This is a genomic window from Streptacidiphilus fuscans, assembly GCF_015690355.1.
GTDB lineage: Bacteria > Actinomycetota > Actinomycetes > Streptomycetales > Streptomycetaceae > Streptacidiphilus > Streptacidiphilus fuscans.
The window spans coordinates 300,413-319,970 of the sequence record NZ_JADPRT010000001.1 but is presented as its reverse complement, the minus strand read 5'-3'; the positions used below and the strand labels follow the sequence as shown (position 1 = coordinate 319,970).

Genomic DNA, 19,558 nt, shown 5'->3' with positions numbered 1-19,558 from the left:
CACTGTGACCCCATGCACCATGTCCAGCGGTGAAGACCCCTTCTCCGAGTCCCGGTCGACGGAGCTCGACGTCGAGAGCCGGATGGCCCTCGACGAGGACCAGTCCCTGCTGCTGCACCTGCGCCTGCGCTACGACGCGGGCGACCCCTTCGCGATCACCCTCCTCTTCCTCGGCGAGAATGGACCGTTGGCCACCTGGCAGTTCTCGCGGGACGTGCTGTCCGAGGGACTGCACAAGGCGTCCGGCCTGGGGGACGTCCGGATCTGGCCGCCCTGCCCGTGCCACGACCCGACGCACCTGAGGGTCTCGCTCAAGGGCGCCGAGGGCTCGGCGGTCGTCCACGTCCCGGCGGAGCCCGTCCGCAGCTGGCTCAGTTCGGAGTGCTTCGCGCTGGTTCCCGCCGGCACCGAGAGCGAGCTGATCGACTGGGACGTCGAGCTCGCACACCTGACCGGTCGCGGGATCTGACTGCCCCGCAGGGCCGGTCCGCAGCTGCGGACCGGCCCTCCGTACACTGCCACTCTCCAACCCTGTCCCCCGATCCTCGGAGATCTCCCGTGTTCCAGCGCATCCTTCTGGCCGTCGACTCCAGCGACGCCCGCGCCCACGCCCTCGCGACCGTGACGCCGCTGGCCGAGCGCTTCGGCAGCTCCGTCCACGTCGTGCACGTCGCGCCCACCGCGGTGGTGTCCACCGCCGTCCTCGCCATAGAGGAGGACGAGGACGCGCGCCGCGTGCTCGACGAGACGCTCACGGCGCTGCGCGACGCGGGCGTCAAGGCCGACGGCGAGCTGCTGAGCAGCCTGACGGTCGAGGTCCCGGCCGCGATCTCCGCCGCCGCCGAGCGGGTCGACGCCGACCTGCTCGTGCTCAGCCCGCACCACCGCCGCTTCGTCGCCTCCTGGCTCACGCCCAGCGTCTCGGCAGCGGTCGCCCACGCCGCGCGCGTCCCCGTCCTGCTCGTGCCCGAGGCCTCGTAGCCGAGGGTCGGCCCGTCCTGCGGTTCCCTCGGTCATCTCGATCGGAGATGACAGTTGTCCTGGATCATCGCCGTGAGGTGGGAAGCGGGGCGCGGCTGGCAGCGCTGACACGGGTGCATGCGGCGAACCCCGCCGCATGCACCGAACGGAACGTCCTCGGAAGGCAGCCATGGCCCAGTCATCCGGCACCACCTCCACCCTCGGTCCCGGCACCGGGACCGCCTCGCGCACCGCGATACCCGGCTGGCTCGTGGCGCTGCTCGCCGTCGCCACCGGCCTGTCCGTGGCGAACCTCTACTACGCGCAGCCGCTGCTGTCCACGCTCGCCCCGGCCTTCGGCGTCAGCGCCGCCACCGTCGGCGCGCTGGTGACGGTCACTCAGATCGGCTACGTGCTGGGCATGCTCTTCCTGGTGCCCCTGGGCGACCGCTTCGAGAAGCGGCGCCTGGTCTCGATCCTGCTGGGCGTCACCACCGTCGCCATGGCGGTCGGCGGCGCGGCGACCGGCTTCTCGATGCTGGTGCTGGCCTCGCTGGTCAGCGGTGCGACGTCCGTCGTCGCCCAGATCCTGGTGCCGTTCGCGGCGAGTCTCGCACCCGACCACACCCGCGGCCGGATCGTCGGCCGGGTGATGGCCGGGCTGCTCACCGGCATCCTGCTCTCCCGCACGCTCAGCAGCCTGGTCGCGGGCGCGGCCGGCTGGCGGGTGGTCTACCTCGGCTCGGCCGTGCTGATGGCGCTGCTCGCCGTCGGGCTGCGCTTCGCGCTGCCGAAGCACGCGCCGACCACCGACCTGCCCTACCACCAGGTGCTGCGCTCGACCGCGAAGCTGGTCCGCACCCACCCGGCGCTGATGCGGCGCGGGCTGTACCAGGCGGCGCTGTTCGCGACCTTCAGCGCGTTCTGGACCACGGTCTCCTTCCTGCTGACCGGTCCCGCCTTCCACTACCCGGCCTCCGGCGTCGGCATCTTCGCGCTGGTCGGCGCGGCGGGCGTGGTCGTGGCCCCGGTGGTCGGCCGCTGGGCGGACCGCGGCCTCGGCCGACCGCTGACCGGAGCGGCGCTGCTGATCGGGGCGCTCGGCGCGTTCGTCGCGGGCCTGGGCGGGCACAACGTCGTGCTGCTGGCGCTGGCGGCGATCCTGCTCGACATCGCCGTCCAGACGTCCCTGATCCTCGGTCAGCACGTCGTCTACCAGCTCGACCCGAGCGCGCGGGCCCGGCTGAACAGCGTCTTCATCGCCACCTTCTTCGCGGGAGGCGCGGTGGGCTCGCAGCTCGGCACGATCGTCTACCACGCGTACGGCTGGTGGGCTGTCTCGATCCTCGGCACGGCCCTGCCGCTGCTGGCGCTGCTCTACTGGACCACCGAGCGCCGGGCCGAGCACAGCAGCGACACCAACAGCGCCGAGGGCGCCGACAGTGGGCTCAGCGTCAACTGAGCCCAACCTCAGCCGAGATGACGCAGCAGCGCGGCGACCGCCGGAGTGGGATCTCCGGCGGGCCGCGCCACCGTCACGTTCCAGCGCGGCGGCCGGCTCGGGAACCGGCGCAGCGCGAGACCGGGGATCCGGGCGGCGATCGAGTCCGGCAGGACGCAGACGCCCAGGTCGTGCCGGACCAGCTCGGTCGCGGCGCCGATGTCGTTCACCTCGAAGACCGCCGCACGCTCCACGGCCGCCGCGCGGAACGCCCGGTCGACCGCTCCCCTGATCGCCCAGCCGGGCGCGAAGTCCACGAACGGCAGCTCGGCGACCTCCGCGTAGCCGACCGTGTCCGGCTCGGCGAACTCCCGTGCGGGCGAGGCGACCAGGACCATCTCCTCGCGGGCCAGCAGCCGGACCTCCAGGCCGCGCCGCTGCTGGCGGTCGAAGGCCACCACCGCGACGTCCACCGTGCCGTCCCGCAGCGCCGCGCGGATGTCCGCCACCGCCGCCTGGCGCAACCGCACCACCAGTCCCGGATGTTCGGCGCGCAGCGCGGCCAACGCCCGGTCCAGGCCCAGCCAGACGCCCTGCATCGTGCCGACCGTCAGCACCCCGCGCAGCTCCCCGCGTGCCTCGTCGGCCACCGCACGCGCCTGCTCCGCCGCCCTGAGCGCGAGGCGCGCGGCGGGAACGAACGACTCCCCCACGGCGGTCAGCGTGACGCGGTGCGTGGTGCGCTCGAAGAGCCGGACGCCCAGATCCTTCTCCAGCGCCCGGACCGTCCCGGAGACCGCCGACTGCACCACGTGCAGGCGGCGGGCGGCGGCGGTGAACCCGCCCTCCTCGGCCACCGCGACGACGACCTCCAACTGCCGCAGATCCATCCGTGGATCATCGCATCCGGGTCACGCCTGCCGTGTCCGGCTCGACCATGACGGCGTGGGTGACCACCGGATCCTCCTCCAGCAGCTCCCGGGCGCGGGTCTCGAAGGTGTGGTCCATGCCGGTGTAGCGGCCGTGGTGCTGGGCGCAGTGCTCGGACCAGGAGCTGACGGTGAACGCCTCGACGAACCGGTCCTCGCTCGCGGCGTCGCGGTACAGGCCCCAGGTGACCGCGCCGGTGCGGCGGCGTGAGTTCTCCACCCTCCGCATCGCCTGCGCGAAGTCCGGCACCCGTTCCGGCCGGACCCGGTAGACCGCGGTCACCAGCACCGGCCCGTCCTGCGGGGCGGGTTCGACCAGCAGCCGGGGCTCCGGCCAGGCCTCGGAGAGCGTCGGGTCGACGCGGCCGTCCAGCAGACGCAGCCAACGCAGCGAGACGACGCCGACGAGCAGCAGCGCACCGGCGAGCGCCATCGCGAGGGTGACGCTGGTGTGCTGCGCGACCTGACCCCACACCAGCGAGCCGAGCGCCATGCCGCCCTGGAAGACCAGCAGGTAGAAGGCGACCGCGCGGGCCCGGACCCAGGTGGGCAAGGCCAGTTGCAGGCCCGCGTTCAGGGTGGACAGGCCGATGATCCAGGCAGCTCCGGCCAGCATGAGCGCGATCCAGGCGGCTGGGACGCTCGGGACCCAGGCGAGGTCCAGCAGAGCACCGGCGAAGACGGTCCCGGCGAGCGCGAGCGCGCCGTTGCCCCCGATCCGCCGCGAGACCAGCGGCAGTGCCGTCGCCCCGCCGACAGCTCCGAGGCCCACCGCGCCCAGCAACAGCCCGTACCCGGCCGCGCCGAGGCCCAGCGACTTCTGCGCGGTGACCGGAAGCAGAGCCCAGAGCGCGGCGGCGCTCGGCACGAACAGCGCGCTGCGCAGCAGGATCCGCCGCACCCGCGGCGCGCGGCGGACGTAACGGCCGCCCGCACGGAGGGCGGCCAGCATGTGCTCGCGCTCCTGGCCGGGTCGCGGTGTGCGCGACTCCCCGCTCGGCCGCCACAGGGCCAGGACGATCAGAATCCCGAGGAACGACACCGCGTTGACCGCGAACGTCCAGCTGACGCCGAGGAAGGCGACGAGCGCCCCGCCGAGCGCGGGGCCGATCGCGCGGGCCAGGTTCTGGTTCACCGCGCCGAGCGCCGAGGCCTGCCGCAACTGGTCGCGCGGGACGAGGGAGGGCTGGACCGCCTGCCACGCGGGCCCGTTGAGCGCGCCGCCGCAGCCCAGCAGGAAGGTGAGCCCCAGCAGCGACCACGAGCCGAGCAGCCCGGCGAAGGAGAGCCCGGCAAGGACCGTCGCGACCAGCGCCATCGCGCCCTGCATGATGAGCAGCAGCCGCCTGCGGTCGACCAGGTCGGCCAGCACGCCGGCGGGCAGCGCCAGGAACAGCACCGGAAGCCCCGCCGCGACCTGCACCAGCGCGACCTGTCCCGCGCCGTGGCTGACCAGCAGCCACTGCGCGCCGACCGTCTGCATCCAGCTGCCGACATTGGAGGCGAACTGGGCCAGCCAGAGCTCACGGAAGATCCGCACCCGCAACGGCGACCAGGCCGAGCCCGAGGGCTGCGTCGGTTCTGTCGGCTCCTCCGGTGCGGTGGCCTTCGTCGGTGCGGCGGTGTTCGCGCCGTCTCCGCCGTCCGTGTCGCTCATCCCCGCACCGTCCCGTTCGCTCGGTCCGCCCGCCGCCCAGAGGTTCCTGACGGACTGTGCGCACTCCGCGCCCGGCCATGCTAGGCAGCAGATCGCGAAGCGACTTGCCCCCGCGTGCCCGGCACTGTTCCGAGACTGCACGACGCGGCGGCCCGTGCGCGGGAACCGAGACCCGCACACGGGAGCCGTGACCCGTGCACCGCGCGACAACCTCCCGTGCGCTCCGCGCACCCCGCGCACCGCGCGGCTCCTTACCGTCGGGGCAACTGCCCCGACGACCCACCCGGATGCCACGTGAACGAGACCATGCCGCCGCCCGCACCCACCGCCGTCGAACCGGCGAAGCTGGGCGACGCCCACCCCCTGTCCGTGACCCTCTTCGCGCTCACCCTCGCCAGCGGTCTGATCGACGCGGTCAGCTACCTCGGCCTCGGACACGTCTTCACCGCCAACATGACGGGCAACGTGGTGGTGATCGGCTTCGCGCTGGCCGGCGCGCCCGGCTTCTCGATCTCCGGTTCGCTGGTCTCCCTCGCCGCCTTCCTGGTCGGCGCGATCGGCGCGGGCCGCCTGGCCGTATGGGCCTCCGCGCGCGCCCGCGAACCGTGGGTGCGCGCGGCGCTGCTGACCGAGACGGCCCTGCAGGCGGCGGCGACCGTCGTGGCCTTCGCCGCCCACAGCCAACACCTGCTTCTCATCGGGCTGCTGGCCCTGGCCATGGGCCTGCGCAACGGCACCGTCCGCAAGCTCGGGATCCCGGACATGACGACGACGGTGCTCACCCTCACCATCACCGGCCTCGGCGCGGACTCGACCCTGGCCGGCGGCCGCAACCCGCGGATCCGCCGCCGCGTGATCGCCATCGCGCTGATGGTCGTCGGCGCGACGGTCGGCGCGGCGTTCGTCCTGCACGGACGTCTCGCCTGGGCGCTGCTCGTCAGCACGGTCAACCTCGCGGCGGCGGCCGTCGGCTACCGCGAGCCGAAGCCTTCGGCAGCTTAGGGAAGTTGCGCTGCCTCAGGGCGCGGGCTCCCACCGGCAACACGTCGTGCGCCCTCCGCAAAGCCGCAGGCGAACCCGCCGCCTAGATTCCGCACGCAGGCGAACGCCGCTTGCCGTGAACCGAGGAGACGCCGTGCCCCACATGCCCGTTGTCGGAATCGTCCCGGGCCGTCCGGAGGAGCCCGCCGATCTCGTGCTGCGCAACGCCCGGATCTGGACCGGCGACCCCGCCCACCCCCAGGCGACCGCACTGGCCGTGAAGGACGGCCGGATCACCGCCGTCGGGGACGACGGCGACGTCGTCCCGCAAGTCGGCCCGTACACGCGGGTCGTGGACGCGCTCGGGCGGCGGGCGATACCCGGGCTCAACGACGCGCATCTGCACGTCATCCGCGGCGGGCTGAACTACGTGCTGGAGCTGCGCTGGGACGGCGTTCCGACGCTGCGTCAGGCGCTGGCCATGCTGCGCGAGCAGGCGGAGCGGACGCCCATGGGCCAGTGGGTGCGCGTGGTGGGCGGCTGGTCCGCCGACCAGTTCGCGGAGCGGCGGATGCCGACCCTCGCCGAGCTCAACGCGGCTGCCCCGGACACGCCGGTCTTCGTGCTGCACCTGTACCAGGCGGCTCTGATGAACCGGGCCGCCCTCGCCGCGGCCGGGATCGACCGGAACACCCCGAACCCGCCCGGCGGGCAGATCGTGCGCAATCACCAGGGCGACCCGACCGGTCTGCTGCTGGCCGCGCCGAGCGCGCTGGTGCTCTACTCCACGCTGGCCAAGGCGCCGATCCTGGACGAGGAGCACCGGGCCGCCTCCACCCGGTACTTCCTGCGCGAGCTGAACCGCTTCGGCATGACCTCGGCGATCGACGCCGCGGGCGGGTTCCAGAGCTTCCCCGAGAACTACCGGACCGTCACCGAGCTGGCCGCCAAGGGCGAGCTCACGCTCCGGATCGCCTACCACCTCTTCCCGCAGACCGCCGGGCAGGAGCTGGACGACCTCCGGCGCTGGACCAGCACGGTCAGGATGGGCGACGGCGACGAGTGGTTGCGCCTGAACGGCGCGGGCGAGAACCTCACCTGGGCCGCCGCCGACTTCGAGAACTTCTCCGAGCCGCGCCCGGAACTGCGCTCCTACGAGGAGGAGTTCGAGAAGGCGGTGCGGCTGCTGCTGGAGCACGGCTGGGGCTTCCGGCTGCACGCCACCTACGACGAGACGATCCGCCGCGACCTGTCGGTCTTCGAGAAGCTCGCCGCCGAGGGTCTCTTCCCCGGCGGCAACCGGTGGCTGTTCGACCACGCCGAGACGGTCTCCCCGGACAGCCTCGACCGGATCGCCGCGCTGGGCGGCGGCGTGTCCGTGCAGAACCGGCTCTCCTTCCAGGGCGAGGCGTTCCGCTCCCGCTACGGGGTCGGCGCAGCCGCCGAGGCGCCGCCGCTGCGGGAGATCCTGGACCGCGGTCTGACCCTGGCCGCCGGCTCCGACGCCACCCGCGTCTCCTCCTACAACCCCTGGGTGTCGCTGCACTGGCTGATCACCGGCAGGAACGTGGCGGGCCGCGTGCTGCGCTCGGAGCGCAACCGGATCGACCGCGCCGAGGCACTTACGCTCTACACCCTCGGCGGCGCCAGGCTCACCGGCGAGGCCGAGGTGAAGGGCCGTCTGACGACCGGGAGTTTCGCCGACTTCGCCCTGCTCACCGAGGACTACTTCGACGTCGCGGAGCACCGGATCCCGCACATCGAGTCGGTGCTGACGGTCGTCGGCGGGAAGATCGTGCACAGCGCCGCCGAGCACGAGGGGCTGACCGCGCCGCTGCCCGAGGTCACTCCGCTGTGGAGCCCGGTCGCGCACTTCGGCGGCTACCAGGCGGCCCCGGAGAACTCGGCGGGCGCGGCGCAGGCGCTGGCCCTCGCGGAGGCCGCCGACGACTCCCTGGCCCAGACCCGCTGGGCGCAGGCCCGCGGCGGCGCTCCCATGCCGTCGCTGGCCGGGCTCGACGACTGCTTCCTGTAAGCCGGTGACCCTCTGAAACGACGAAGGGCGGTCGCCTCCCCCGAGGAAGGTGACCGCCCTTCAGCGTGCCGCCGTGCTGCCGTGCCGCCCGGGCCGCTCAGTCGCCGCCCTCTTCCGACTGCCCGGGCCCGGCGTGCAGCGCGAGCTCGGTGCGGATGGCCCGCCACTCCTGCGGCGCGACGCCGAACGCGTCGCGGAACACCCGGCTGAAGTGCGCGGCGTTGGAGAAGCCCCAACGGGTGGCCGTGGCCGCGATCTTCCGGCCGGTGATACCGGACTTGGCCAGCTCGCGCGCGCTTTCCTCCAGCCGACGTTGCAGCACCCACCGACCGAGCGTGGTGCCCTCGGCCGCGAAGACCTTGTGCAGTTGCCGCACCGATATGTGGTGCCGCGCCGCGACCTCCTGCGGGGACAGCTCCGCATCGCCGAGGCCGGTGTTGACGTGCCAGCGCAGTTCGTCGAGCAGACGCCGGTGCGGGCTCTGCGGCGCTGCCCCGTCCTCCGCCGGCGCAGCGGCGAGTCCGGCCTGCGCGAGCTCCGCCAGCAGGGTCGCCGTCAGATCGGTGAGCAGTCCGGCCACGTGGGGGCTGGTGGACCGGACCTCGTCGCGTACCAGCGCGCCGACGAGCTCGACCAGCAGCGCGCTGCTCGGCAGGTCGGCCGTCAGGCAGCAGTCGCTCGCGGGCAGGGTCCGCAGGTCCCGCGTCAGCGCGGCCCAGGGCACCAGGAGCGTGGCGGCGTCCTCGTCCGTCAGCGCCGCGCGGCAGGCGCGGGCCGGGGCGTCGGAGGGGTCGCGCCAGAGCCGGACGTCCGTGCGGCGTCCGTCGGTGGGCACGAGCAGCGCGAGCACCGGCTCGGCCGCCTGCGTGGCGTGCGAGAGGTGGCGTCCGTGCGGGATCAGCACGGCCGAGGTGGTGGGCATGGGTTCTCCGTCAGGCGGCGGCAGTTGCCGGTTCTGTTGTCGTCACGGCGGGGTCGCCGCCGCTCGGGCCGCCCCGGGCCCGCCAGACGCGCGGGGAGACGCCGTAGGCGGCTCGGAAGGCGCGGCTGAAGTGGGCGGCGTTGGTGAAGCCGTGACGCCGGGCCACGGCGGCGACGCTCGACGCGCGATGCCCGTGCCGGTCCAGCTCGCGGGCGCAGGCCGCGACGCGCCGCTGCTGGATCAGCCGGGCCACCGTCAGGTCTTGTCCCTCGAACAGGCGGTGCAGGTAGCGGACCGAGATGCGGAACGCCTCGGCCACCGACTCCGGGCCGAGGTCCGGGTCGCCCAGGTGCGCGTCGACGTGGTCGCGGATGAGCGGCACCAGGTGCTCGCGCGCGGTGGTCGGCACCGGCTCGTCGCGGCTCTCGAACGCGATCGCGTCGACCAGGTCGGCGACGTGCCCGGCCAGGCGCTCGGCGGCGACGGGCCGGAACTCCCCGGCCGCCCGCAGCGTGCCCCTGAGCAGCAGCCGGAGCGCGGACGCGGGGCCGCCGTCGGCGGGGAGGGTCCGGCCGGCCAGCTGCTCCAGCGTCCTCGGGCCGCCGAGGGCGCGCTGCGGGAGGTGGACGAGGTCGAGGCGGAACGGCTGCGGGAAGTCGAGGGCGAAGGGCCGCCGCAGATCGAGCAGCACCATGTCGTCGGGCCCGAGTCGGGCGGAGCGCCCCTCCTGTGTCAGCCGGGTCTCGCCCTCGCTCTGCAGGGCGAGCGCGAAACGCTCGGCCCGGTCCTCCACGCACAGGCTCGGCGGGCGGCTGATCCGCTGGGGGTCGGCGACGAGCGAGGCGGTGCGCATGTAGCCGAGACGGTGCGAGCGGACCTGGCCGAGCAGCGCGCCCGGGGCCCGGGAGGCGACCTTGACCGGCACGATGACCTGCGCCAGCGCCTGGCTCCAGGCCTCCAGGCGTTCTCTCTCGGGGATCGTGCCCGTGTCGATGACGAGGGCCATGCCGTCTCACCCTCTCCCGTTGCAGCACCGTGCCGGACTCACGGATTCAGCCTCTCCCGGCCGACTCCGCAGCGGCGCTGCCTGCGGGTGGATCCGACGCTCAGCGCCTCCGGCTGTGCGCGCTCAGGCATGCGAACGCCCCCGAGCACCGCACTCGGGGGCTTTTCCCATGACCGGTGTCCGGCTGCTCAGCCGCGATAGGTCTCCAGCAGGCGCAGCCACACCTCGCTGACCGTCGGGTACGCCGGAACCGCGTGCCACAGGCGGGAGATGGGCACCTCGCCGACGACGGCGACGGTGGCCGAGTGGAGCAGCTCCGCGACGCCCGGACCGACGAAGGTGACGCCGAGCAGGACCTCGCGGTCGAGGTCGACCACGGCCCTGGCCCGGCCCTTGTACCCGTCGGCGTACAGCTCGGCGCCCGCCACGTCGCCGATCTCGTAGTCCACGGCGCGCACCCGGAAGCCCTGCTTCTGGGCGTCGGCCAGGGTGAGGCCGACCGAGGCCGCCTCGGGGTCGGCGAAGACCACCTGAGGGACCGCCAGGCGGTCGGCGGTGGCGGAGCTGCGGCCCCAGTCCTCGATGTCCAGGTCACGGCCCGCGGCGCGGTCCGCGATGGCCTGTCCGAAGATGCGGCCCTGGTACTTGCCCTGGTGAGTCAGCAGGGCCCGGCGGTTGACGTCCCCGGCGGCGTACAGCCACTCGCCCGGGACGTCCACGACCAGCCCGGTGTCGTCGACCCAGATCCAGCTGCCCGGCGTCAGGCCCACGGTCTCCAGGCCCAGCTCGGCCGTGGCCGGCTTGCGGCCGGTCGCGAACAGCACCTGATCAGCCGTCACCTTCTCGCCGTCGCCGAGGTCCAGCACCGCCTCGCCGCCCGGCTCGCGGGTGACGCCGCCGACGGAGACGCCGAAGCGCACCTCCACACCGGCCGCCTCCAGCGCCTCGGTGACCAGCTCTCCGGCGAACGGCTCCATCCGGTCCAGCAGCGTGTCGTCGCGCACCAGCAGGGTGACCCGGCTGCCGAGCGCGGCCCACGCCGTGGCCATCTCCACGGCCACCACCCCACCGCCGACGACGGCCAGGCGGCCGGGGACCTCGCCCGCGCTGGTCGCCTCCCGGCTGGTCCACACGCCCGCCTGCTCGATCCCCGGCAGGGGCGGCAGCGCGGCACGGGTGCCCGTGCAGACGGCGACGGCGTGCCGCGCCACCAGCACGTTCTCCGACCCGTCCGGCGCCTGCACGACGACGCGGCGCACACCCTCAAGCCGTCCGTGGCCGCGCACGAGCGCGATGCCCGCGGAGTCGAGCCAGGCGACCTGGCCGTCGTCGGTCCACTGCGCGGCGAAGGCGTCGCGCCGCTTCAGCACCGCGTCCGCGTCCAGCGGTCCGGTGACGGCCTCCCGCGACCCGGCCACTCGGCGCGCGTCGGCGAGCGCGGCGGCCGGACGCAGCAGCGCCTTGCTCGGCATACAGGCCCAGTAGCTGCACTCGCCGCCGACCAGCTCGTGCTCGACGACCACGACGCTGAGCCCCGCCGCCCTGACCCGGTCGGCGAGGTTCTCGCCCGTCGGTCCCCCGCCCAGCACCACCACGTCGTACGTGTCCACCGTGCTCACCTTCGTCCGCCTCCCTCTCCGTGTCTCCAGCGCCTCGATGACGCGGGACCTCGGCGTTTCGCATCCTCAACACCTCGATGCCGGAAGCCAACCGACATATCGCCCGCCCCGCTGTGCGGTGCGCGCACACCGCTTCTCCCAGGCTGCACGGATCCCCGCCGCCACCTGCTGCGCCGGGCAGCCGCCCCGGACGGTCGGCGAAGCTGATGGTCGACAGACCCCACCAAGGAGGCCCACCGATGGACCAGCACGTGATCGACAACAGCGACGAGGCGCGATTCGAGGTGTTCCAGGGCGACCAGCTGGCCGGGTTCGCCCGCTACCACCGCTTCGGCAACGAGATCGCGTTCATCCACACCGAGATCTTCCCGGCCTTCGAGGGCAAGGGCCTCGCCAGTGTGCTGGCCCGCACCGCCCTGGACCAGGCCCGCGAGCGCGGGCTCGCGGTCCTGCCCTACTGCCCGTTCATCCGCCGCTGGATCAGCAAGCACCCCGACTACGTCGATCTGGTCCCCACCACCCATCGCGCGCGGTTCGAACTCTGACCGTCCGCACCCACACGGTATCCCGCCCGGTCGCCCGACGTTCCGTCAACAGCCGTGTTATCAAGCCTTCCTGACGGAACGTCGAGGTCGATCACCCGGTCCGGCTGCCAGGGAAGCAGGCCCAGGTCCTGCCGTTGCAGGGCGATGACGAGGGCGGCCTCGGGCAGCGCGGCGCGGATGCCGGTCAGGAACGCCTCGGCCGTCGGGCGGTCGAGACCCTCGGTGGGCTCGTCCAGCAGCAGGTAGCGCGGCTTGCGCAGCAGCGCCCGGGCCACCGCCAACCGACGGCGCTCGCCGAGGGAGAGAGCCCGTCCGGCCTGGCCGACGGGGGTGTCCAGCGGGATCCGCTCCAGGCCGACCGAGGCCAGCGCACCGGTGAGACGGTCGGGGTCCGCGAGCGGGTCCGCCTGGCAGAGGTTGTCGGCCACGGTGGCGTCGGCCAGCCAGTCGTGCGCCTCGACCATGGCGAGCTGACCCGCGATGACCTGGGCGGGCAGCTCCGCGACGCGCGACCCGTCGAGCAGCACCTCACCCGTCTCGTTCCCCAGCCGCCCGGCCAGCTGGTCGAGCAGGGTCGACTTGCCGCTCCCGTTCGCGCCCGTGACGACCACCACCTCCGGCGGCCGGACGGTGAACGACAACGGCACGCCGTGACGGAGCGTCAGCAAGCCCGCCACAGTGAGCGCGTCCGCCGTCGGCGACGGCTCAGCCGCCCCGCCGCGCACGCCGGGCCCGTCCGCCAGCGGTGCCAGCCGCCCGGCGGCGTCGCGGGACTCGGCGGCCTCGCGCAGCAGGTCGGGCAGCCGGTCCAGCAGTTCCCACACGGCCGTCAACAGCAGCACCTCGCCCAGGGCGTCAGCGACCGGCTGCGGAGCGCGGCCGAGGTCCAACGCCACCAGCAGGCCCGCGGCCTGGCCGAGCCCGGCGAGCAGCCGCAGGCCCAGACGCGCGCGTCGCTCGGCCCGTTGGGCCTCGGCGGCCAGGGACTCCTCCTCGGCCAGGGACGCCGCGACTCCGGCACGCACCCGCGTCACGGCGTCCAGGCAGCGCAGCTCGTCGAAGCCGCCGCGCGCGCCGATCAGGCCCGCGCGGGCCGCCTGGCGGGCCCTGGCCGCGTCCGCGCGGTGACGCCGGGCGCGCCGGTGGCCGCGCAGCGTCCAGCCCACGCCGAGGGCGAGGACGGCGAGTTCGACGACACCCAGCAGCGGGCTCGCGCGGAACAGCAGCGCCTCGGCGGCGACCGCCGTGGCCGCGCAGCCCGCGAGGGGGGCGACGGTCTGGGCCGGCAGTCCGGCCACCGCTTCGACGTCGACGGTGAGCCGCCCGAGCAGCGTCCCGTCCCCCTCGGCGCGGAGCTGACGCGGAGTCAGCCTGGCCGCGCCGCGCGCCAGGGCGCCGCGCAGGGCGACGGTGGTGGCCAGCGCGGTGCGGTGGCTGGTCATCCGCTCCAGGTAGCGGAGGAAGGTGCGGGCCAGGGCCAGCGCCCGGACCGCGCCGGAGGGGTACATCCACGACCAGGTCGTGTTCGCCACCATCGTCACCAGCGCACAGGCCGTCAGGAACCAGCCGGAGACGCCGAGCAGCGCGGCGGCGCTCAGCTCGGCCAGGACGGCCATGCCGACGCCGAGCGCGAGGTCGCGCAGCGGGACGGCTCGGCGCAGCAGTCGCCACGGGCTCACCGCAGCCTCCCTCGTGAAAGTTCCAGGACCCGGTCGGCGAAGGGCAGCAGCCCGGGGTCGTGTGTGGCCAGCAGCACGGTCCGCCCGCGCGCGAGCGTGCGGACGGCCGCGATCACCCGGGCCCGTACGCACACGTCGAGATGGGCGGTCGGCTCGTCGAGCACCAGCAGCGGCGCGTCCCGCAGCAGCGCGCGGACCAGGGCCACCTGCTGGAGCTGGCCGGAGGACAGACCGTGTCCGCGTTCGCCGAGCCTGGTGTCCAGGCGCTGCGGCAGCGCGTCGAGCAGGTCCGCGAGTCCGAGCGCGGCGAAGGCCGCCTCCAGCTGGGCGTCGGTCGTGACGGCGGCTTCCTGACGGGCCAGCAGCAGGTTCTCCCGTACCGTTCCGGCGAAGAGGCGGGCGGGCTGCCCGACCCAGGCGACGGCCGTGGGGGACGGCGTCACGGTGCCGTCGGCCACCACATGGGCGACGCGGCCCGTGCCCGGCACGGTGAGGCCGGCGGCGACCGCGAGCAGGGTGGACTTGCCCGCACCGCTCGCGCCGGTCAGCGCCAGGACCTCGCCCGGCTCGACGGCCAGGCTCACCTCCTCCAGCGCGGGAGCCTCGCGCCCCGCGAAGCGCACCGAGACTCCCTCCAGCAGCACGCCGACCGGGCTGGTCCCGCCCTCAGGCAACACCGCGTCCGGGGTCGGCTCAGCGTCAGGCCCGCCGAGCGCCTCGGTCAGCAGGTCCGCCGCGGCGCGCGCCTCGGCGCGGGAGTGGTAGCCGCGGGCCAGGTCGCGCGCGGGCGCGAAGTAGGCGGGCGTGAGGACCAGCACGAACATCGCCTGACCGAGCGTCATATGGTCCGGCACCAGCGGCAGCCGCAGGTAGTCCAGCAGCACCAGACCGCAGTAGGTGGCGACGACCGCCAGCGAGCCGGTGATCAGCAGCTCGATCCACGCCGTGGAGAGGAAGGCGACGCGCAGCACCGACTCGGTGCGGCGGGCCAGTTCCTCGTCGTCCTCGCGCAGCGCCAGCGCGGTGCTGTCCTCCGCGCCCAGGCCGATCAGCGTGGGCAGGCCGCGCAGGTGGTCGAGCAGCCGGGTGCTGTGCCGACGCACGGCGGAGAGCTGGGCGCGGACGACGGCCTGCGTGCCCAACCCGATCACCTTGAGGTTCATCGGCAGCAGCGGCGTGGCCGCGAGCAGCAGCAGCGCGACGAACCAGCTGCGGACAGCGATGGCCGCAAGGACCGTGCCGCTGCCGACGAGCATGGCGGTGCGCGCCGGAACGTAGTCGGTCAGCCAGTCGGTGAGCCGGGCGACCTCCCGGGTCACCGCCTCGGCGACGGCCGCGTCGGGCAGCGCGGTGCGGGACGGGCCGCGCGTCGGCAGGGCTGTGTCCAGCAGGCGGCTCCGCACCCGCTCGCGGACCGTGCGGGCGCCGTGGTCGGCCGCGCTCTCGGCCGCGTCGAGCAGCAGGGCGCGCAGCGCGATCCCGCCCACCACCAGGGCCACGCCAGGCGCGACCGCCACCGGGATGCGGTGGGCCGCCTGGACGTCGAGCCCGCGCTGGGCCGCCCAGGCGAGACCGGCCGCCCACAGCACGGTCCCGAGCTGGGCGAGGCCGCGCAGCAATCCGGCGCGCCGCAGCTCGGCGCGCGCCGGTTCCGCCCAGCTCCGCAGGGCGGCGGTCGCGTGGTCCGCGCTCCGGTCGTCCTCGACGAGGCCGGAGAGCAGGGCGGCGGAGTCGCTCACGCCTGCTCCCCCGAGGCCATCGGACCGCTCCCCGCATCAGCCCCCGCATCGGCCACCCCTTCAGCCTCCGCATCGATCTCCAGGTCGAACAGCCCGTCCCGGTGGTCGCGCCGCTCACCGACCACCCACACGACGAGGCCGAAGGCGCAGAGCACGCCGATCCCCACGGGGTCGAGCCACTGGCTGACGCCGCCGAAGACGTCCTGTGCCATCGCCGCCAGGACGACGACGAGCAGCACCACCCCGAGCCGCCGGGCCACCACCACGGGTGTGACGCGCTCCTCGGCGGGCGCGGGCCGCCCGGGACGGCTGCGCCGCAGCGGCGCGAGCGGTTCCACGGCCGGGTCCGCGTACTTGCCGCGGAACGCCCACCACGCGTAGGTGTTGTAGGCGAGGACGACGGGCATGCACAGGCCCACGCCGACCACCAGGAAGAGCTGCGAGCTGCTCGGGCTCGACGCCTGACGCAACGTCAGATCCGCCGGCACCACGATCGGGACGGTCGCCGCGACCAGCGCGACCAGGCCGCAGACCTCGGCGGTGACGACGCCCACGAAGGGGCGCCAGTCCGGCCGCCGGCCGAAGCCGTGCCAGGCGAGCGCTCCGCCGACGACGGCTCCGGCGACGGCGGTCCAGTAGACGGCCGCGCGCCAGGGCTGGTCGAAGTGGAAGGTCATCGGGTCGGCGACCTCCAGGCCGAAGCCCAGGATCAGCGTCGCGATCGCGGTGCCGACCAGCAGCGGCCGACCGGCCCGTCCTGCCCGCTCCCGCGCCGGACCCTCGGTCTTGTCCTGCAGCCAGGCCGCGCCCGCGAGCAGGTGGACGACGAGCAGGCCGAGCGCGCACAGCACGCTGTAGGGCGAGATCCAGCCGTAGACGGGACCGTCGAAGGACCCGCCGCGCTGGCTCAGCCCGGACAGGACCGTGCCGATCACCAGGCCCTGACAGACCGTCGCGGTCACCGAGGCGATGCCGAACAGCAGCGCCCAGCCGCGCCGGTAGCCCCGCGCGGCGCTCTGCATCTCCAGCCCGACGCCGCGCAGGATGATGGACATCAGCATCCCGATCAGCGGCAGGTACACGCCCGGCAGCACGGTGGCGTAGACGCCGGGCAGCCCGGCCCACATCACGACGCCGGCCAGCACGATCCAACTCTCGTTGGCGTCCCAGGCGGTGGCGATCAGCTCGATGTACGGGCGCCGCCGCTCGCCCCGGTCGAAGAGGCTGAGCATGCCGACGCCGAGGTCGTAGCCGTCCAGGACGACGTACATGCCGAGCGAGAGAAGGACGAGTCCGTAGGTGGCGTACTCAAGCACCGATGGCCTCCGATGACGTCGCCCGGGGGGCGGTGGCGCCCGTGAGCGCCTCGGGTCCGGCCTTGACGGTCCGGACGATGTAGCGGACCCAGATCAGCAGCAGGCTCGCGTACAGGGCCACGAACCCGACCAGGCTCAGTGCGGCCTCGGTGGTGGTCAGGTGCGAGAGCGCGTCGGCGGTCCGCAGTTTGCCGTAGACCACCCAGGGCTGACGGCCGGTCTCGGCGGTGATCCAGCCGCCGGTGATGGCGATGATCCCCGCCGGGGTCATCCAGACCATCCAGCGCAGGAACCGCGGCGAGTGGAAGAGCCGTCGGCGCAGACGCAGCACGAGTCCGGCCATGGCGGTGGCGAACATGGCCAGCGCGGTGAAGTACATGGTCCGGAAGCCGTAGAAGGCGCTCCACATGTTCGGCCGCTGGTCCGGCGGGGTCTGCAGCAGTCCGGGCACGTGGGCCTGACCGGTCAGGTCGTGGCCGATGGCCGCGCCCAGGTGCGGGACCTCGATGCGCAGCCGGTCCGTGCCGCGGTTGGTGTCGGGGACGACGACAAGGTTGTAACCGTTGTTGTCGGTGCGCCAGTTGCCCTCGAACGCCTCCAGCTTGGCGGGCTGGTGCTGGCCGTCGAAGACGGCGGTGAGGTCGCCGACGTAGAGCTGGATCGGCATCAGCAGCGCCAGCACGCCGAGCGCGATCGACAGGCAGCGGCGCGCCAGCGGGAAGGCGGCCGTGCGCTGCTTGACCAGGTACCAGGCCGAGATGCCGCCGACGAACCAGCTCGCGCTGATCAGGACCGCCAGCAGCATGTGCGGGAACCGGTACGCGAAGGCGGGGTTGAACAGGATCTGGATCCAGTCGTGCGGCTGGAACTGCCCGCCCGCGGTCTGGGTGTAGCCGACCGGGTCCTGCATCCAGCTGTGGGCGGAGAGGATCCAGGTGGTCGACAGCAGCGTGCCGAAGGCCACCATCCAGGAGGCGAGCGCCATGGTCCGCGGGCGGACCCGGCCCTCGCCGTAGAGCATGATCCCGATGAACCCGGCCTCCAGGAAGAAGGCGGTGATCACCTCCATGCCGATGGTGACGCCGATGACCGGCCCGACCGCGTGGGCGTAGATGCCCCAGTTCAGGCCGAACTCGAAGGTCATCACGGTGCCGGCGACCACGCCGAGACCGAAGCCGACGGCGAAGATCTTCCGCCAGAACCGGAAGATCTGCTGGTAGAGCGGGTTGCCGGTGCGCAGGTAGGCCGTCTGGACGACGGCGAGCAGCACGGAGAGGCCGACCGTCAGGGCCGGGAAGGACATGTGGAAGATCGCGGTGATGGCGAACTGCCAGCGTGACAGTTCGAGCGCGGCAGGTGAGGCCACCAGGGCTCCGAAGGGGTCGGGGGTCGGACCTGGACTCCGGTACCGGGGGAGCACCGGAGCCCAGGCGTTCTGAGGGGACTGACGCGACGTCAGTCCAGGGACGTCAGTCCAGGGACGTCAGCCCCGCGGTGTCAGCACGGTGACGTCGGCCGGGTGACGTGGTTCCCGGTGCAGGGCGAGCCTGGTGGCCAGGCCGCCGCCTACACCGGCGACGACCGCCACCGGCAGCCACCACAGCGGCCAGGCGGCAATGCCGAGCGCTCCGTCGACCGACCAGGCTCCCGGGCCCGTCGCGGCGAGCACGGCCGCGATCACGATGAGCACGAACGGGTACTCGTACCCGTCGTTCTGCACCCAGAGCCCGTGCCGCCACTTGACCGTGAAGGCCACGGTCATCACGCCCATCGCCCCGGCGGCGGCCAGCGGGGTGAGCAGGCCGAGGGCGAGGAACAGCCCCGCGCCGATCTGGCTGCCGCCCGCGGCGAGCGCGGTCAGCACCCCGCCGCGGAAGCCGTCGCCGCGGAACTCCTCGGTGCCGCCCTCAAGTCCTCGTCCCCCGAGGTGGAAGCTGACCTTCTGGACCCCGTGGCCCGCGATCAGCAGGCCTGCGACCAGGCGCAGCAGGAGTAGACCCGTGTTCACATGTGTCTCCGGTGAGCGATCCGAACGATCCGTACGTTCCGGTCGGGGACGGCTCAGCCGGCGGCGTGCGCGCCGATGACGCTCTGCGCGTACACCACGCCCATGCCGTAGGCGCCGCCGTGCTCCTTGACCAGGTCCGTCACCGGCACGTAGGTCTCGGTCCGGGCCCAGTCGCGCTGGAGCTCCAGCAGCACCTGCACCCAGGTGACCGGCACCGCACCGGCCGCGCTCATGCGCTGCAGCGCGTGCTCGTGCGCCTGCGGCGTCAGACCGCCGGAGGCGTCCGCGACGACGTAGACCTCGTAGCCCTGGTCCAGCGCCGACAGCGCGGGCAGGACCAGGCAGACCTCGGTCCACAGACCGCAGAGGATGATCTTGCTGCGCCCGGTGGCCTTGACGGCGTCGACCAGGGCGGCGTCCTCCCAGGCGTTCATCGAGGTGCGGTCGATGATCTCCTGCTCCGGGAAGACGTCCTTGAGCTGCGGCAGGATCGGCCCGGAGAAGGACTCGGCCGCGACAGTGGAGAGCACGACGGGGACGTCGAATATCTTGGCGGCCTTGGCCAGCCCGACGGTGTTGTTGATGATGGCGCCTCTGTCGCCGCTGCCGACGCCGAAGAACATCTGCGGCTGGTGGTCGACGAAGAGCATCATCGCGTTGTCGGGCGTGAGCAGGTCGGGGCTGGGGGTCGGCTGAACTGCGGCAGGGTTGACCATGGTCG

At 73.6% G+C, this 19,558-nt stretch carries 17 protein-coding genes; 6 read left to right on the top strand and 11 right to left on the bottom strand.

Annotation, left to right across the window (positions count from 1 at the left end; genetic code table 11):
* Positions 1-19: 19 nt before the first annotated feature.
* From I2501_RS01440 to I2501_RS01430, 3 genes are all read left to right on the top strand, one after another.
* Positions 20-469 carry an SsgA family sporulation/cell division regulator gene (locus tag I2501_RS01440; protein WP_196191891.1) on the top strand — a complete coding sequence of 150 codons (450 nt, stop codon included), beginning with the start codon at positions 20-22 and terminating at the stop codon, positions 467-469.
* Positions 470-558: 89 nt separating this feature from the next.
* The gene (locus I2501_RS01435) at positions 559-981 is read left to right on the top strand and encodes a universal stress protein (protein ID WP_196191890.1); all 423 of its coding nucleotides are present in this window, start codon (positions 559-561) and stop codon (positions 979-981) included.
* A gap of 169 nt (positions 982-1,150) precedes the next feature.
* Positions 1,151-2,422 (top strand): MFS transporter, encoded by a 1,272-nt coding sequence (locus I2501_RS01430; RefSeq protein ID WP_196191889.1) that lies wholly within the window; start codon positions 1,151-1,153, stop codon positions 2,420-2,422.
* A gap of 8 nt (positions 2,423-2,430) precedes the next feature.
* Here I2501_RS01430 and I2501_RS01425 read toward each other — a convergent pair whose 3' ends face one another.
* Together I2501_RS01425 and I2501_RS01420 are read right to left on the bottom strand one after the other, a co-directional pair.
* On the bottom strand, positions 2,431-3,291 hold the full coding sequence (locus I2501_RS01425) for a LysR family transcriptional regulator (protein ID WP_196191888.1): 861 nt from the start codon (positions 3,289-3,291) through the stop codon (positions 2,431-2,433).
* A gap of 7 nt (positions 3,292-3,298) precedes the next feature.
* Positions 3,299-4,987, bottom strand: a complete 1,689-nt coding sequence (locus I2501_RS01420) for an MFS transporter (RefSeq protein WP_196191887.1) — start codon at positions 4,985-4,987, stop codon at positions 3,299-3,301.
* Between the two features lie 294 nt (positions 4,988-5,281).
* Between I2501_RS01420 and I2501_RS01415 the strand changes: the two genes are divergently transcribed.
* Together I2501_RS01415 and I2501_RS01410 are read left to right on the top strand one after the other, a co-directional pair.
* Positions 5,282-5,989 (top strand): YoaK family protein, encoded by a 708-nt coding sequence (locus tag I2501_RS01415; RefSeq protein ID WP_328806147.1) that lies wholly within the window; start codon positions 5,282-5,284, stop codon positions 5,987-5,989.
* A gap of 142 nt (positions 5,990-6,131) precedes the next feature.
* Positions 6,132-8,003, top strand: coding sequence for an amidohydrolase (locus I2501_RS01410; protein WP_196191886.1), 1,872 nt, complete (start codon positions 6,132-6,134; stop codon positions 8,001-8,003).
* 97 nt (positions 8,004-8,100) lie between these two features.
* Here I2501_RS01410 and I2501_RS01405 read toward each other — a convergent pair whose 3' ends face one another.
* The 3 genes from I2501_RS01405 to I2501_RS01395 form a co-directional block, all read right to left on the bottom strand.
* On the bottom strand, positions 8,101-8,925 hold the full coding sequence (locus I2501_RS01405) for a helix-turn-helix transcriptional regulator (RefSeq protein ID WP_196191885.1): 825 nt from the start codon (positions 8,923-8,925) through the stop codon (positions 8,101-8,103).
* Positions 8,926-8,935: 10 nt separating this feature from the next.
* The gene (locus tag I2501_RS01400; RefSeq protein WP_196191884.1) at positions 8,936-9,931 is read right to left on the bottom strand and encodes an AraC-like ligand-binding domain-containing protein; all 996 of its coding nucleotides are present in this window, start codon (positions 9,929-9,931) and stop codon (positions 8,936-8,938) included.
* 188 nt (positions 9,932-10,119) lie between these two features.
* Positions 10,120-11,550 (bottom strand): dihydrolipoyl dehydrogenase family protein, encoded by a 1,431-nt coding sequence (locus I2501_RS01395; protein WP_328806146.1) that lies wholly within the window; start codon positions 11,548-11,550, stop codon positions 10,120-10,122.
* Between the two features lie 239 nt (positions 11,551-11,789).
* Here I2501_RS01395 and I2501_RS01390 point away from each other — a divergent pair, with 239 nt between their 5' ends.
* Complete coding sequence (locus tag I2501_RS01390) at positions 11,790-12,095, top strand: GNAT family N-acetyltransferase (RefSeq protein ID WP_196191883.1); 306 nt, start codon at positions 11,790-11,792, stop codon at positions 12,093-12,095.
* Here I2501_RS01390 and I2501_RS01385 read toward each other — a convergent pair.
* The 6 genes from I2501_RS01385 to I2501_RS01360 form a co-directional block, all read right to left on the bottom strand.
* Positions 12,047-13,774: an ATP-binding cassette domain-containing protein gene (locus I2501_RS01385; protein WP_196191882.1), complete on the bottom strand. Its 1,728-nt coding sequence runs from the start codon at positions 13,772-13,774 to the stop codon at positions 12,047-12,049. The genes I2501_RS01390 and I2501_RS01385 overlap by 49 nt on opposite strands.
* Complete coding sequence (locus I2501_RS01380; RefSeq protein ID WP_196191881.1) at positions 13,771-15,513, bottom strand: ATP-binding cassette domain-containing protein; 1,743 nt, start codon at positions 15,511-15,513, stop codon at positions 13,771-13,773. Before I2501_RS01380 ends, I2501_RS01385 begins: the two co-directional genes overlap by 4 nt.
* Positions 15,510-16,829, bottom strand: coding sequence for a cytochrome d ubiquinol oxidase subunit II (locus tag I2501_RS01375; RefSeq protein WP_196191880.1), 1,320 nt, complete (start codon positions 16,827-16,829; stop codon positions 15,510-15,512). Before I2501_RS01375 ends, I2501_RS01380 begins: the two co-directional genes overlap by 4 nt.
* Complete coding sequence (locus I2501_RS01370) at positions 16,822-18,195, bottom strand: cytochrome ubiquinol oxidase subunit I (protein ID WP_196191879.1); 1,374 nt, start codon at positions 18,193-18,195, stop codon at positions 16,822-16,824. Before I2501_RS01370 ends, I2501_RS01375 begins: the two co-directional genes overlap by 8 nt.
* 117 nt (positions 18,196-18,312) lie before the next feature.
* A complete protein-coding gene (locus tag I2501_RS01365) occupies positions 18,313-18,837 on the bottom strand; it encodes a DoxX family protein (protein ID WP_196191878.1) in 525 nt (174 codons plus the stop codon).
* A 53-nt stretch (positions 18,838-18,890) separates the two neighbouring features.
* Entirely contained in the window at positions 18,891-19,553 is a 663-nt protein-coding gene (locus I2501_RS01360) for a hydrolase (RefSeq protein ID WP_196191877.1), read from the bottom strand.
* Positions 19,554-19,558: the final 5 nt, after the last annotated feature.

Coding starts and splice junctions, on each gene's coding strand:
- I2501_RS01410 (WP_196191886.1), top strand. CDS start 6,132: ATGCCCGTTGTCGGAATCGTCCCGGGCCGTCCGGAGGAGCCCGCCGAT.
- I2501_RS01390 (WP_196191883.1), top strand. CDS start 11,790: ATGGACCAGCACGTGATCGACAACAGCGACGAGGCGCGATTCGAGGTG.
- I2501_RS01400 (WP_196191884.1), bottom strand. CDS start 9,931: ATGGCCCTCGTCATCGACACGGGCACGATCCCCGAGAGAGAACGCCTG.
- I2501_RS01360 (WP_196191877.1), bottom strand. CDS start 19,553: ATGGTCAACCCTGCCGCAGTTCAGCCGACCCCCAGCCCCGACCTGCTC.
- I2501_RS01420 (WP_196191887.1), bottom strand. CDS start 4,987: ATGAGCGACACGGACGGCGGAGACGGCGCGAACACCGCCGCACCGACG.
- I2501_RS01440 (WP_196191891.1), top strand. CDS start 20: ATGTCCAGCGGTGAAGACCCCTTCTCCGAGTCCCGGTCGACGGAGCTC.
- I2501_RS01405 (WP_196191885.1), bottom strand. CDS start 8,925: ATGCCCACCACCTCGGCCGTGCTGATCCCGCACGGACGCCACCTCTCG.
- I2501_RS01430 (WP_196191889.1), top strand. CDS start 1,151: ATGGCCCAGTCATCCGGCACCACCTCCACCCTCGGTCCCGGCACCGGG.
- I2501_RS01425 (WP_196191888.1), bottom strand. CDS start 3,291: ATGGATCTGCGGCAGTTGGAGGTCGTCGTCGCGGTGGCCGAGGAGGGC.